We start from the raw sequence: 13919 nt of genomic DNA on the forward strand, positions 1-13919 counted from the left end.
GAGTTACACCTCATGTTTGCGCGAACAGCACACCGGCGTTGATCAGGCGGTCAATCTCGGCGTCATCCAGGCCGATCAGCTTTTGGCAGATCTCGCGGGTGTGCTCTCCCAGCATCGGCGCAGGCCGCAACTCGGCAGCCGGAATGTTGCGGTACGGCGCGGGCCAGGACTCGGTGGGCAGCGGGCCTTCGAACAGCGGATGCACCATGGCCGAGAACAACTTTCGATGCTGAACTTGGGGATCGACAAGCACATCGCTGGCTCGATTCATCGGACCCGCCGGCACACCGGCCTGCTGCAGCAGCTTGGTCACCGTCTTGTTGTCGAGGGTGCGGGTCCATCGCGTTATCTCGGCCGAGACATCACAGCTGTTCCGGTCCAGGGCGGACCGGCCGATCACCGCCGCCAATGCCCGCCAATCGCGGTCGTCGCGTATGCCGATCACACACCACTCGTCGTTCCCGGCGCAGGGAAATACCCCGTGCCAGCTCGGGTTGTCGCGCACCGGCAGGCCCGCCGCGCGCGCTTGATGGCTGACGTAGGTCACGTCGAGTTGGTTGACCGCCACCTCGGCCTGCGAGATGTGCACGTGCGCGCCGCGCCCAGTATGGTGCCTGCGGACCAACGCTGCCAGCGCCGCGATCGCGCTGACTCGCGCGGCGACGTGATCGGGAAAGACGGTGACGGCATCCATAAATGACGGCCGGCCATCGTCGACATCATCGGAGGTCCACAGCCGAGTGATACCGGTTGCCGCACGCACCAACGGGCCGTACCCCAACTGGACGCTCCATGGACCCTGGTCGCCGAATGCGCTGCTTTCGACTAGGACAATGCCCGGATTGAGCGATCGCAGCCTCTGATACGGAAAGCCCAGGCCGGCAAGTGTTCCGGGCTTGAAGTTCGCGGACACCATGTCGGCGTCGGCCACCAGACGAGCGAAAATGTCGGCGCCCTCGGGCTGCCGCAAATCTAGGCCCAGCCCGTACTTGTTGCGATTCGTCCAAGCAATGGCCTCGCTCATCGGTTGACCCGCGCGGGTCTGGCGCAGTCCGTCGGGAAATTGCGCACTCTCGACCTTGATGACCTCGGCGCCCATGTCGGCGAAAAGCCGGCCGACCTCCCCGCCTGCGACGATTATGCCCAGGTCCAAGATGCGGATCCCATCGAACGGCCGGCGCACAGACTCACCGTCGGCTCGTGGCGCCGTGTCCCGGCTGTGCCATTCGGGACGGTGCTGTCCGGCGACCGGTGCGGGATGGCGCAGACCCGCCCGGCGGCCATCGACGACAAACGGACCGACTGGAACAGTGAGGTGATGAGCGGAGGGCAACTCCAATCCAGTCAGCGCACCGACTGCACGGAAGTGATCGGAAGACAGCACTTCCGAACAGCTCAACACCGGGGCAATCGGGACTCCGTAGGCTCTCCCGGCCGCGACCAGGTCGTCCATCGGCTGGTCGGCGAATAGCGCCGCGGTGAGCGCACCGATCTCCTGACTCGCCAAGAACCGGGCTCCCACTGTGTCGTACTTGGGATCTTGAAACTGCACCGGCTCGCCCAGCCACGCCCTCATGCCGCGCCACTGCCGCGGCGACATCACGCAGGTCCGCACATAGCCGTCCTTGCAAGCGAATATCGGATAGACGTCCTGATGCCGCGGACGGCCGCGCCACGCACCGGAACTTCGCTGCGCCAAAGCGCCTTGCCCCATCGCGCCGAAGGGCGGATCGAGCGCCTGTAGGACAGCCTCGAATCGCGAGAAGTCGATGTAATCGCCTCTGCCGCAACGCAGCCGGTGATAATAGGCCGTCAGCGCTGCCCAGGCTGCCTGCACTGCCGCGGTCGCCGACGCGATTCCATCCGGCGGCAGCACCGGCATTCCAGTGGGCGGCCCCGACCGCGACAGCGCGGTCGACAGCGCATACATCACCGGATCGGTGGCCTGCCAGGACGCGTGCGGGCCGTCGGCGCCGAAATCAGTGACGTGCATCGCGACCAGCCGCTCAAACCGGTCGGCCAGTCTTGGGCAGGACGTGCCGAACGCTCTTGCCAAACCCGGAATTCCGCTGTCAACGACGATGTCTGCGCCGGCGACCAACTCAAGAAACCGGCGCCGGTCTGCGTCGGCGTCGGGGTTGAGCACCGCGCTGCGCTTGTTCGCGTTATGCAGCGCGAATCCGATACTGAAGCCGGCCACCGCGGGCAGCGCCACGCGGCTCGGGCTACCGCCCGGAGGTTCGATCTTGAGGACGTCGGCGCCGAGGTCGGCGAGGATCCGGCTGATCGCGTCGGCTTCACCACTGGCAAGGTCGAGCACCCGGACGTCGACGAGCGGCAGCGGATCGTGCGTCGTCATCGTTGCGTCGCCGCCACAACCTGACGCGCCGCCTTCGGCGCATGCTTCCGTCATCGACCGGCCGCCAGCAGCATTGACGAGCAGACTCCGACCGCGACAAGCTCGTTGCCCGACCACACGCTGATGTTGACCGCGGCCAAGCCGGCGCTGATGCGGTCCAGCCTTCCAATGCCGACCAGCTCGGGGCCAGCAACCTGGCCGACGAAACGCAGCGATAGGTCGGGGTTGGGATGTGGAATCCATCGGCCAGCGCAGGCGGTGGCCACCGGCGGGCCGACGCACATGTCGGCGGCCAGACAGGCTGATTCGGCACCGGCACCCGAATCCGTCCATGGCAGCCGCAGTCCGGTTGCGACCCATGAGCAACCGGATCCCAGCACTCGCGGGCGCAGTGTGGACAGGATCGGAATCTCGACACCGTCGGGCGCCTGCCAGTCCGCACCGCTGTCATAGTCATCGAGCGGTGGCTTCTTGGAGGCCGTGGGCTGGTCGATGGGGCGCAGTGCGGCGGAGTCGGTAAGCCCAATGGTCGCTCGAGCTGATAGCCGACCTTCGCCGTCGCGGATGTCGATACTGACTGTGGTGAGCGAACGTCCGGCTCGCAGGATTGTCGCCTTTGCGAAGTTGCGTCCAGGGGCGTGGTGTATGAGCCGGTAGGGCCGGTGGGCGTGTCGTAGCGCGGTAGAGGGCGGTCATCGCGTGATCCTTCGAACGATCAGCAAAGTCAACCGAAGGAGAGCAACGCGATGACCTCACCACACCTTATCGACGCCGAGCAGCTGTTGGCCGACCAACTCGCCGAGGCCAGCCCGGACTTGCTGCGAGGGCTGCTGTCGGTGTTCATCCACGCCTTGATGGGCGCGGAAGCCGACGCCATCTGCGGGGCCGGCTACCGCCAGCGCAGCGATGAGCGGTCCAACAGCCGCAACGGCTACCGGCATCGTGATTTCGACACCCGCGCCGGCACCATCGATGTGGCCATTCCCAAGCTGCGTCAGGGCAGCTATTTCCCGGACTGGCTATTGGAGCGACGCAAACGCGCCGAGCGTGCCCTGACCAGCGTGGTGGCCACCTGCTATCTGCTGGGAGTGTCCACCCGGCGGATGGAACGCCTCGTTGAAACACTGGGTGTGACGAGGCTTTCCAAGTCGCAGGTGTCGATCATGGCCAAAGAACTCGATGAGCAGGTTGAGGCGTTTCGCACCCGCCCGCTTGACGCCGGCCCGTACACGTTCGTCGCCGCTGATGCCCTGGTGCTCAAAGTCCGCGAGGCGGGCCGCGTCGTGGGCGTGCACACCCTGATTGCCACCGGCGTCAACGCCGAGGGCTACCGCGAGATCCTGGGTGTGCAGGTCAGCTCGGCCGAGGACGGGGCAGGCTGGCTGGCGTTCTTCCGCGACCTGGTGGCCCGCGGCCTGTCCGGGGTGGCGCTGGTCACCAGCGACGCCCACCCCGGCCTGGTCGCCGCGATCGGGGCCACCTTGCCCGGAGCGGCCTGGCAGCGCTGCCGCACCCATTACGCGAACAACCTGATGGCGGCCACCCCGAAGTCCTCCTGGCCGTGGGTGCGCACTCTGCTGCACTCGGTCTTCGACCAGCCCGACGCCGAATCGGTTGTTGCCCAATACGATCGAGTCCTCGACGCATTGTCGGACAAGCTCCCCAAAGTGGCCGAACACCTCGACGCAGCCCGCCCGGATCTGTTGGCGTTCACCGCTTTTCCCAAACAGATCTGGCGCCAAATCTGGAGCAACAATCCCCAGGAACGGCTCAACAAAGAAATCAGGCGCAGGACCGACGTCGTGGGCATCTTCCCCGACCGGGCCTCGATCATCCGCCTCGTCGGTGCCGTGCTGGCCGAACAACACGACGAATGGATCGAAGGACGACGCTACCTGGGCCTTGACGTGCTCACCCGCGCCCGCACAGCACTGACCAGCACCGACGAGCCCGCCGGACAGCAAACCAACACCACCCCAGCCCTGACCGCCTAGACTGCCACCCGAAGGGTCACGCGATCGAACGAACTCTTACACCACGTCACTGGGCTTGGCCCTTTGCGAGAGCGGTGCCGGCTGGCAGACCACGTAGGAACCGTATATCCAGCGACGCGGGCATCCGCCCGGAAACCGCATGGCGCGCCGTTTGCAGAGCGGCGGCCGCGACCGCACCACCGAAGGCCCCGCCGAAGGCGCCGTGCAGGTGACGCCCAAGCCCAAACGACAGCCCATCACCGTCGGCCCGGCAATCAAGTACGGCGTCGATGGAGGTCACCACGTCGCTCATAGCGGGTACTCCGCCGTCGCCGACCCTGACAGCGTCCGCTTACCCCCCTGGTTGTGACACGTGACTTCGGCCTCCACTCGCTCGACGCCGTCGCTGCGGTCGACGACGATGATGCGGCCCGCGAACGTCAGCACGTCACCGGGCCATACCCGTTCCTCGAATCGGACGCGGTAGCGGCGCACGCTCGCCAATCCCAGCCAGTCCGCGACGAGGTGGGCAAGCATGCCGGCGTGCATCATGCCCATCGCGAATACGCTCGGAAGTCCGACGCTGTGGGCCAGCGGTTCATCGTGGTGGATGGCCGTGAAATCGCCGGACGCGCCAGCGTAACGGACGATGTGGGTTCGGGTGATGGGTCCCACCGCAAACCCGGGCGCCTCGTCGCCGAGCCGGAAGGTTCCTGCTGCATGTGTGGCCCTATCGATCATCACGCCTCCACCGTCGTCGCCGTCTCAACGAGGCGCCACCGCTCCACGAGCACGACCTCGCCAGCGGCGTCGCGGTAGGTGTTCTCGAGGGTGTGGATTCGCATCCGCCCGCCCCGTTGGCCCTGTTTTTCCTCGGTGCCCGCAAACGTCGGCTCGACGATGAGCTCGTCACCGGCCAGCAGCGGCCTGCACAGTTCGATTTCGGTCTCGCCGTGCAGCACTCGTGTCAAGTCGAGCCGCCGACCGGCCAATGGATGCGGGCCGCGGTACCATAACGCCGAGCTCGCACAGAATGTCAGTGGCGCCGGGATTGCCGGAAAACCTTGGGCGGCAGCGGCTTCGCGGTCGCGATGCGCAGGGTTGTCGTCGCCTACGGCGGCGGCGAATTCGGCGATCTTGCCTTCTTCGACGACGAAGCGGTAAGTCACGGCGGCTCCTTCCGGGTAGGTTGCTGACCGTCGGGCGGCCAGCTTTCGAGGCCGTCCTCCAGTGGGATTTGCAAGCTGTGCAGGATCGAGGCGATCATCCGCCAAGCCCCGATCGCGGTGACGAGTTCGATCAGCACTTTGCGGTCGGAGCCGAATGCGCGTTCGCACGCCGCCCAGCTCGCGGCGCTCACGACGCCGTCGCACACCACGTCGTCAGTGGCTGCCAGTGCCGCTTGCTCCGCAGCCCCGAATCCCTCGTAGGCCTGCCAATCACGCACGGCCAACAGGTCGTCGGCGCTCACGCCGAGGCCCCGCGCGACGCGCCAATGCTGAGTCCATTCGTAGTCTGAGGCAGTTAGCCAACCGATGCGCATGATCACTAGCTCGCGCAGCCGCGTATCGAGCGCGCCGTGCCAGAGCATGGCCGTCAGCAGATCGTTGACCACCCGGGCCAGGCTCGGATGGTTCAGCAGCGCCTGGAAGATCGCCAGCTCAGCCATGTAGTTGGGCACACCGGCCTCATCGGCGGCGGTCTTGGCCTCGTCGATCGGCAAGAGGGGCACGCGGGGTTGGGTCATGGTATGAGCACTCCGTGAACGGGCGCGACACCGTCGCGCTCACCGGCCATGGTGGCGAGCAGGTCTTCAGCATCATCGAGTCCTACACAACGACGCGGCAGGCTCGCGAATGGGTACCGGCCGCAAGCCAGCAAATCCAGCGCCGCCCGGTAGGCGGTGACGTCCACGCCAAGGGCCCCGAGCACCCGCAACTCCTTGAAGACGATCACGTCCGGCGAAAACCCCGGGGCGCCAACACCGAAACCTCGGGTACCGGCGATGACGACTGTCCCCGCGGGACGAGCCAGCGCGATCGCTTGCATGAACGCCGCCGGCGCGCGGGCGGTGACATCGACGACGACGTCGGCCAGCCCTCCGGTCGTCTTCTTCAACGCAGCAACCGGGTCCTCGGCACCGGCGTCGACGGCCAGATCGGCGCCGAACTTCGATGCCAGCGCCAAGCGGTCGGCGTCACGTGGGCCCAGCCCCGTCACCATCACAAACCGGGCCCCGGCCTCTTTGGCTGCGGCAGCGGCACACAGCCCGCGCACACCCGGTCCGAGCACCGCAACCACGTCACCGGGTCCGGTGCCGGGAACCGTTACCCCCCAACGAATCCCGGCACCGAGCGGGTTGAACAAGGTGGCCACGATGGGATCGAGACCAGCAGGCACCGGCAACACCATCGAATCAGCAGCTAGTGTCCCGCGCCAGAAATTCGTTTCATTAGTCGTTGGATGGACTGGAGGATCTGTTCGGCGGTCTTGGTCCACACGAATGGTTTGGGGTTGTCGTTCCAGGCGGCGACCCAGGCACGGATGTCTTTTTCGAGTGCTTGGACGCTGCGGTGGTCGCCGCGTTCAAGGAGTTGGCGGGTCAGCTCGGCGAACCAGCGCTCAACTTGGTTGATCCAGCTGGAATAGGTTGGGGTGTAGTGCATGTGGAAGCGAGGGTGGCGCTCGAGCCAGCTTTGCACGGTGGGCGCTTTGTGAGTGCCGTAGTTGTCGCAGACCAGGTGGACGTCGAGGTGGTCGGGGACCTGGGCGTCGATCCTGGCCAGGAACTTGCGGAACTCGATGGCGCGGTGGCGCCGGTGCAGCGCGGTGATCACGGTGCCGTCGGCGATGTCGAAGGCGGCGAACAGGCTGGTGGTGCCCGAGCGCACGTAGTCGTGGGTGCGTTTCTCGGGCATGCCGGGCATCATCGGGAACGCCGGCTGGCTGCGCGCCAGCGCCTGGACCTGGCTCTTTTCGTCCACGCACAGCACCACCGCGGCCTCGGGCGGGTCAAGATAGAGCCCGACGATGTCATAGACCTTCTCCACAAACAGCGGATCATTGGACAGTTTGAAGTGCTCGGCCCGATGTGGTTGCAGCTCAAATGCTTTCCAGATCCGCCCGATCGTGGACTTCGACAGCCCGCAGCGTTGGGCCATCGAGGCCCGCGACCAGTGCGTGGCGTTGGCCGGAGTGGACTCCAAGGTGGCCACCACCACGTTCTCGACCTGCTCGGCGCTCACCGACGCCGGCCGGCCCGGCCGGGGGTCATCGACCAGCCCGTCTAGCCGTGCCTCGACGAACCGGCTCCGCCACTTGCCCACGGTCGGCTGCGATACCCGCTCGCGCGCCGCGACCTGCTTGTTGGTCAAGCCCTCGGCGCAACCGAGCACGATCCGTGACCGCAACGCCAGCGCCTGGGCGGATTTGCGCCGCCGCGCCCACCGGGTCAGCGTCTCGTGTTCTTCATCGGTCAACACCAATTCCGCTTTCGGTCGCCCCTGTGATGCCACATGCGAATCATCCCACGCACCAATGCGTTTCGCCGTGGAACACCGCCGATCCGCACCGATTACATTTATGTAACGAATTTCTGGCGCGAGACACTAGGTACTGGTATTCGGCGTAGCCACCCCACAGTCCTGGCTCGCGGTCGGCCGGGATGAAGCCGTACATATCGGCCAGCCCGTGCCGCTCGCAGTGCCGGTACTCCCCGGCCCGGCATGCGGCACAGTCACGACAGGACTGGAACACCTCGACAGCGACTCGATCGCCAGCAGCGACACCCCAACGCTTCGCCGCCTTTGACCCGATGGCCTCGATCGTCCCCACAGTCTCGTGACCGGGCACGAAGGCGAAACCACTTGCGAGCTCGCCGGTGTACTGCTCGTGATCGGTGCCGCACAAACCGCAGGCGGATACGCGCAGCAGCGCGTCGTCGTCTCCGACCGTTGGCACGCGAAACTCCCGGACGACCAGCCGTCGCGGGGCATCCAACACCAGCGCCCGCGCCACCGCGTCGTCCACCATGATCGCACCGTAGGGTGTTATTGATTGATATGTCAATCTATTGTGCACCGCATACCCGACACTCGCAGGTGCGGACGCACCCATCGTCAACGAAGGGACTCAGTGATGAGCTTTCTGTTCGACCCGCCGTTGCTGCTCGCCTCCGGCGCTTTCATTGAACGCGTCCTGCCGGCTGCTCAGCGTGAAGTCGCCGAGGCCGCCACCCTCGCCGTGTTCATCGGCACCTCGTTCGGGCTGTATAACAACGTGCCAGGGCTCGGGTTGCTCTGCCGTCCGTTTCGCGCGCAAGGCGGGCGCGACTTCATGTGGAATAGCGGAGTTTTCGGTGTTAACGCCGATGACATCGGCTGGCCGATGCACATGCTGGCGGGTCTTATCTTCGCGACATATCCGTTTTTCCTCAAGCTCGGGCGCCTGCTATGAGCCGCCTCGCCAAACGGGCGACCGCGGCATTCGGCGTCGCCCTGCTCCCCGAAGAGCACGGCGGTCCGTCTGCGGCCCTGCTTGTCGAGCGCGTCGAGCGGTACGTCAACCAGCTCCCCATGTCCTCTCGGCTCGCATTGCGAGGCGGCCTGCTTGCCATCCAGGTCACGGGCCATCTCATGACCGGGCGCTCGCTGTCGCAGCTAAGTCCGGAGACCCGCGCCAACGTGCTGCGCCGCCTTGCCTCACTCGGCCCCGATGCCAGCGCCGCCCTGGAGGGACTTAAAGCCGTTGTGCTGATGGCCAACGGCGCCGACACCTACGCAACTGAACTGTTCGCACGCGCCCGCGAGCACGAGCCCGCCCGTCCTGATGCGGTGTTGAACGTCATTTCTTCGATCGACAGCCCGTCCGTGGTCACAGCCGATGCGGTAGTCGTCGGTTCTGGCGCGGGCGGCGCGATGGTCGCCCGGACACTGGCCCAGGCTGGCCTCGACACGGTCGTGGTCGAGGAGGGACGACGCTGGACGGTCGACGAGTTCCGCAGTCGGCATCCAATCGATCGCTTTGCCGGCCTGTACCGCGGAGCCGGCGCCACCGTCGCACTAGGACGCCCGGCGATCGTGATGCCGATGGGCCGTGCAGTGGGTGGTAGCACGGTCGTCAACTCCGGCACCTGCTACCGACCTCCGCTCACCGTGCAGCGGCACTGGCGCGACGAGTACGGACTCGGGCTTGCCGATCCTGCGCAGCTATCCGGCTACCTCGACGAGGTTGAACGGACGTTGCAAGTCGCCCCGGTGCCACTGGAGATCATGGGACGCAACGGGACTCTGCTGCTCGTCGGTGCCGAGGCGCTGGGCTGGCGGGCAGCGCCGATCCCCCGCAACGCACCGGGGTGTGACGCCTGCTGCCAGTGCGCGATCGGCTGTCCGCGCAATGCCAAGTTCGGAGTGCATCTCAACGCGCTGCCGCAGGCCTGCGTGGCCGGAGCGCGGATTTTAGCCGACGCGCGGGTCGAGCGGGTGCTCCACACTGCCGGACGAACCTGCGGGGTGCGGGCGCGCCGGCCCGACGGCACCGCGGTGGACGTGCTTGCCACCACAGTGGTGGTGGCTGCCGGTGCCACCGAGACGCCAACATTGTTGCAGCGCAGCGGTCTTGGTGCTCATCCACGGCTGGGCCGCAATCTCGCCCTGCATCCGGCCGTGGCGTTGGCCGGGCATTTCGAGGACGACGTCTTCGCGTGGCGCGGCGTGCTGCAGAGCGCAGCCACCCAGGAACTGCACGAAGACAGCGGCGTCCTGATCGAGGCGACCGCGACTCCCCCGGGCATGGGATCGATGGTCCTGCCCGGCTACGGCACCGATTTGCTCAGCTGGCTGGATCGAGCCTCACACGTCGCGACATTGGGGGCGATGGTAGCCGACGAGGGTGTCGGGCGAGTCATTCGCGGTCCAGCCAGTGGGGCACTGGTCCGCTACGACATCACCCGGACCGATGCCGACAAGCTCATGGTCGCGATCGAGGCCATGGGTAAGCTGCTGTTCGCGGCCGGGGCCGACCAGGTGCTGACCGGTCTGCCGGCCGGGGCGACGGTGAACTCGGTAACCGCGCTGCAGGAAGTACTGCGCCGCACAAACCCAAAAAGCTTGCACCTGGCAGCTTTTCACCCCACCGGCACCGCAGCGGCCGGCGCAGACGCGCAGCGCTGCCCCGTCGACCAGCGGGGAAGGTTGCGCGGCATCGGCGGCTTGTGGGTCGCCGATGCGTCGATCCTGCCGAGCTGCCCTACGGTGAACCCACAGGTATCGATCATGGCCCTGGCCTTGGCCGTCGCCGACGAAATTGTCGCCGCGATCGGCTGAATTGGTCTGGCCACTTGACGTCTTACCTAGCTTCAAGCACACTGCTCCCATGCCGCTTCAGCCGGTGAATCGCCGATCGGTGCCCGAAGAGGTGTTCGAGCAGATCGCTGCGGATGTGCTCAGCGGGGAGATGCGGCCCGGTGAGGCGCTGCCCAGCGAACGCCGGTTGGCGGAGTTGCTTGGGGTATCGCGCCCTACTGTCCGCGAGGCGCTCAAGAAGCTTTCGGCCGTTGGCCTGGTCGAGGTGCGTCAGGGCGATGGCACCACCGTGCGTGACTTTCGACGGCACGCCGGCTTGGATCTGCTGCCACGATTGCTGTTTCGGGGTGGGGAGCTCGACACTTCGGTTGCGCATAGCCTTCTGGAGGCCAGACTGCGCATAGGGCCGAAGGCCGCAGAGTTAGCCGCCGAACGGCACGGGCCAGAGCTGGCCCAAGTGCTCCAAGACTCATTAAGCACGCTGGAGATCGAAGACGATCCAACCGAGTGGCAACGTCAGGCGCTGACATTCTGGGACCATGTTTTGGACGGCGCTGGCTCGATCGTCTTTCGGCTGATGTTCAACGCATTTCGTGGTGCGTACGAGCCAGCACTGCCGATGCTCTCCACCGTGATGACCTCCGAGATCAGGCGCCCAGGGGACTATCGGAAACTGGCTGATGCGATCAGCGTCGGCGATTCTGCCGCCGCGAAGAAAGCTGCCTACGAGCTAATCGAATGCGCGAATGAAGCAGTGATGGCTGCGCTCGACAAACTGGAAAGCAAACGATGAGTGCGCCAACGGTTCCCGCCAACCGTAAAGACTTCACGCTTGCTGACGCCGCGCGACAGTTCAGCAAGCATCCTTCACCCTTAATGATCGGCGCCATGCTGGTTGCAGCGTTGGCGATGCGAATCGCGTTGGGCGACTGGCAGATCACCGATGCGTTGGTGTCGGCGTCGATCGTGACGGCTTTTCCATTCTTGGAGTGGGCCATTCACGTATTCATCTTGCACTGGCGACCAAAGCATATCGGCAAACTGGTCATAGATCCATTGCTGGCACACAAGCACCGCCAACACCATGCCGACCCCCGCGTCCCGGCCTTGGTATTTATACCGGCCGAGACGCTGCCGTGGATACTCGCCGGCGCCGTTGCTATTGCACTACTGGCGTTTCCGCGAGTCGGGCTGGGGCTAACCTTCCTCACATTAGCCATGGCACTTGGGCTTTGCTACGAATGGACTCACCACCTGATCCACACTGACTACAAGCCTAAAACGTCTATCTACCGCGCTATCTGGCGTAATCACCGATTGCACCATTTCAAGAACGAGCACTACTGGTTCACCATTACAACTTCTGGTACCGCCGACCGAGTACTGCGGACCTACCCCGACCCCGCAACGGTTCCAACCTCGCCTACGGCGAAAGACCTGCATGCTAGTCGGAGCGGTGGTGCAGCACGCAACCAGCAACGCCCAGCACGGTCTCGACAAAATCCGGTCACCGACCGCGGTGGTGGTCCAAAAGACGCCGGTCTTCGGAACCGCCTACCGCACATCGGCGTTCGGCTTTCATCGGTACTGCAATCAGGTGTCGGAAGGTCGCGTCAATGACAACCCAGGCTGCAATTACCGGCTATATCCGCGACCAGGTCCAGCCCGGTATCGATGCGGTTGGAGGCTTTTACCGGATGTGCGTGCTGACTGCCAAGGCGCTCTTCCGGCCGCGCTTCCAGTGGCGCGAGATGATCCAGCAGGGCTGGTTCATCACAAGTGTCTCGTTGCTGCCGACGCTTGCGGTCTCGATTCCGCTAACTGTGCTCATCGTCTTCACACTCAACATCCTGCTGGCTGAGTTCGGTGCCGCCGACATCTCCGGCGCGGGGGCGGCGTTGGGTGCGGTCACCCAGTTGGGCCCGCTGACCACGGTGCTGGTGGTGGCCGGCGCTGGGTCGACGGCCATCTGCGCCGACCTAGGTGCGCGCACCATCCGGGAGGAGATCGACGCGATGGAGGTCCTCGGCATCGACCCCATTTACCGACTGGTGGTGCCTCGGGTCGTCGCCGCGACCATCGTGGGCACCCTGCTCAACGGCGCCGTGATCACCATCGGTCTGGTCGGCGGCTTCGTGTTCGGCGTGTTCATCCAGCACGTTTCGGCCGGTGCGTACGTCGGCACCCTGACGCTGGTCACCGGATTGCCCGAGGTAGTCATCTCGGTGGTCAAGTCGGCTACATTCGGGCTCATCGCCGGCCTAGTCGGCTGTTATCGCGGCCTGACCACGAAGGGTGGCCCTAAAGGCGTCGGCGTCGCGGTCAACGAAACCTTGGTGTTGTGCGTGATCGCGTTATTCGCGGTGAACGTGGTGCTGACCACCATCGGTGTGCGTTTCGGGACAGGCCGCTGAGATGTCGACGACCGTGGTGCTGCGGGCCCGCTTCCCCCGGGCAGCGGCCAGCCTCGATCGGTATGGTGGCAGCGCATTCCGAGGGCTCGTGGAAGTCGGCAACCTGGCACGGTTTACCAGAATCAGCGTCGGCCATGTGGTCTGGGCGCTGCGCCGCTATCGCAAGGAGACACTGCGGCTGATCGCCGAAATCGGCATGGGCACTGGCGCAATGGCTGTGGTGGGAGGCACAGTCGCGATTATCGGTTTGGTGACGCTCTCGGGTGGCTCACTGATCGCGATCCAGGGCTTTGCGTCGCTGGGCAATATCGGTGTTGAGGCGTTTACGGGATTTTTTGCCGCACTTGCTAATACACGCGTCGCAGCCCCAATCGTCGCCGGTGTCGCGCTGGCGGCCACAGTTGGCGCCGGCGCCACCGCTCAGCTAGGTGCCATGCGCATCAGCGAGGAGATCGATGCCCTGGAGGTTATGGGTATCAAGTCGGTTGCATTCCTGGTGTCCACCAGGATCTTGGGCGGCTTGGTGGTGATCGTCCCGCTATACGCGCTGGCGCTCGACATGGCATTCACGTCGGGGCAGGTGGTCACCACAGTGTTCTATGGACAGTCAAATGGTACCTACGAGCACTACTTTCGGACGTTCCTGCGACCAGAGGACGTAGGTTGGTCGGTGGTGCAGGTCGTAGTCATGGCAGTGATCGTGATGATCACCCATTGCTATTACGGTTACACGGCCAGCGGCGGACCGGTAGGCGTCGGTCACGCAGTAGGGCGGTCGATGCGCTTCTCCCTGGTATCTGTGGTGGTCGTTGTTCTGTTGGGTGAGTTGGCGCTCTACGGAGTCGACCCGAACTTCAACCTCACGGTGTAG

At 65.2% G+C, this 13919-nt stretch carries 13 protein-coding genes and 3 pseudogenes; 7 read left to right on the forward strand and 9 right to left on the reverse strand.

Annotated elements, in window-relative coordinates; all coding sequences use genetic code 11:
* Nucleotides 1-10 precede the first annotated feature (10 nt).
* Complete coding sequence (locus tag MYXE_RS20525; protein ID WP_161552131.1) at nucleotides 11-2359, reverse strand: CaiB/BaiF CoA transferase family protein; 2349 nt, start codon at nucleotides 2357-2359, stop codon at nucleotides 11-13.
* A 50-nt stretch (nucleotides 2360-2409) separates the two neighbouring features.
* On the reverse strand, nucleotides 2410-2739 hold the full coding sequence (locus tag MYXE_RS20530) for a hypothetical protein (RefSeq protein WP_085195693.1): 330 nt from the start codon (nucleotides 2737-2739) through the stop codon (nucleotides 2410-2412).
* A gap of 366 nt (nucleotides 2740-3105) precedes the next feature.
* Between MYXE_RS20530 and MYXE_RS20535 the strand changes: the two genes are divergently transcribed.
* Nucleotides 3106-4353 carry an IS256 family transposase gene (locus tag MYXE_RS20535; protein WP_112650229.1) on the forward strand — a complete coding sequence of 416 codons (1248 nt, stop codon included), beginning with the start codon at nucleotides 3106-3108 and terminating at the stop codon, nucleotides 4351-4353.
* 46 nt (nucleotides 4354-4399) lie between these two features.
* Here MYXE_RS20535 and MYXE_RS20540 read toward each other — a convergent pair whose 3' ends face one another.
* From MYXE_RS20540 to MYXE_RS20570, 7 genes and pseudogenes are all read right to left on the reverse strand, one after another.
* Nucleotides 4400-4645 carry an acyl-CoA thioesterase domain-containing protein gene (locus tag MYXE_RS20540; protein WP_085196170.1) on the reverse strand — a complete coding sequence of 82 codons (246 nt, stop codon included), beginning with the start codon at nucleotides 4643-4645 and terminating at the stop codon, nucleotides 4400-4402.
* Nucleotides 4642-5073, reverse strand: a complete 432-nt coding sequence (locus tag MYXE_RS20545) for a MaoC/PaaZ C-terminal domain-containing protein (protein ID WP_085196168.1) — start codon at nucleotides 5071-5073, stop codon at nucleotides 4642-4644. Before MYXE_RS20545 ends, MYXE_RS20540 begins: the two co-directional genes overlap by 4 nt.
* Nucleotides 5073-5501, reverse strand: coding sequence for an FAS1-like dehydratase domain-containing protein (locus MYXE_RS20550; protein WP_161552132.1), 429 nt, complete (start codon nucleotides 5499-5501; stop codon nucleotides 5073-5075). Before MYXE_RS20550 ends, MYXE_RS20545 begins: the two co-directional genes overlap by 1 nt.
* Entirely contained in the window at nucleotides 5498-6079 is a 582-nt protein-coding gene (locus MYXE_RS20555) for a carboxymuconolactone decarboxylase family protein (protein WP_085196164.1), read from the reverse strand. The genes MYXE_RS20550 and MYXE_RS20555 overlap by 4 nt, the downstream gene beginning before the upstream one ends.
* Nucleotides 6076-6759: pseudogene (locus tag MYXE_RS20560) on the reverse strand (zinc-binding dehydrogenase); the annotation flags it as partial. The gene MYXE_RS20555 and the pseudogene MYXE_RS20560, both read right to left, overlap by 4 nt.
* Nucleotides 6756-7847, reverse strand: a complete 1092-nt coding sequence (locus MYXE_RS20565) for an IS630 family transposase (RefSeq protein ID WP_085193132.1) — start codon at nucleotides 7845-7847, stop codon at nucleotides 6756-6758. The gene MYXE_RS20565 and the pseudogene MYXE_RS20560, both read right to left, overlap by 4 nt.
* 94 nt (nucleotides 7848-7941) lie before the next feature.
* Nucleotides 7942-8364: pseudogene (locus tag MYXE_RS20570) on the reverse strand (alcohol dehydrogenase catalytic domain-containing protein); the annotation flags it as partial.
* 105 nt (nucleotides 8365-8469) lie between these two features.
* Between MYXE_RS20570 and MYXE_RS20575 the strand changes: the two are divergent.
* The 6 genes and pseudogenes from MYXE_RS20575 to MYXE_RS20600 all read left to right on the forward strand — a co-directional run bounded on the left by MYXE_RS20575 (nucleotide 8470) and on the right by MYXE_RS20600 (nucleotide 13919).
* Nucleotides 8470-8787: a hypothetical protein gene (locus tag MYXE_RS20575; protein ID WP_085196885.1), complete on the forward strand. Its 318-nt coding sequence runs from the start codon at nucleotides 8470-8472 to the stop codon at nucleotides 8785-8787.
* Entirely contained in the window at nucleotides 8784-10655 is a 1872-nt protein-coding gene (locus MYXE_RS20580; protein ID WP_085196887.1) for a GMC family oxidoreductase, read from the forward strand. Before MYXE_RS20575 ends, MYXE_RS20580 begins: the two co-directional genes overlap by 4 nt.
* A gap of 49 nt (nucleotides 10656-10704) precedes the next feature.
* Nucleotides 10705-11427 carry a FadR/GntR family transcriptional regulator gene (locus tag MYXE_RS20585; RefSeq protein WP_085196889.1) on the forward strand — a complete coding sequence of 241 codons (723 nt, stop codon included), beginning with the start codon at nucleotides 10705-10707 and terminating at the stop codon, nucleotides 11425-11427.
* A pseudogene (locus MYXE_RS20590) lies at nucleotides 11424-12083 on the forward strand (sterol desaturase family protein); the annotation flags it as partial. The gene MYXE_RS20585 and the pseudogene MYXE_RS20590, both read left to right, overlap by 4 nt.
* A gap of 167 nt (nucleotides 12084-12250) precedes the next feature.
* Nucleotides 12251-13048: an MlaE family ABC transporter permease gene (locus MYXE_RS20595; RefSeq protein ID WP_085196893.1), complete on the forward strand. Its 798-nt coding sequence runs from the start codon at nucleotides 12251-12253 to the stop codon at nucleotides 13046-13048.
* A 1-nt stretch (nucleotide 13049) separates the two neighbouring features.
* Nucleotides 13050-13919 (forward strand): ABC transporter permease, encoded by an 870-nt coding sequence (locus MYXE_RS20600; protein WP_085196895.1) that lies wholly within the window; start codon nucleotides 13050-13052, stop codon nucleotides 13917-13919.

The organism is Mycobacterium xenopi (assembly GCF_009936235.1).
Classification (GTDB): domain Bacteria; phylum Actinomycetota; class Actinomycetes; order Mycobacteriales; family Mycobacteriaceae; genus Mycobacterium; species Mycobacterium xenopi.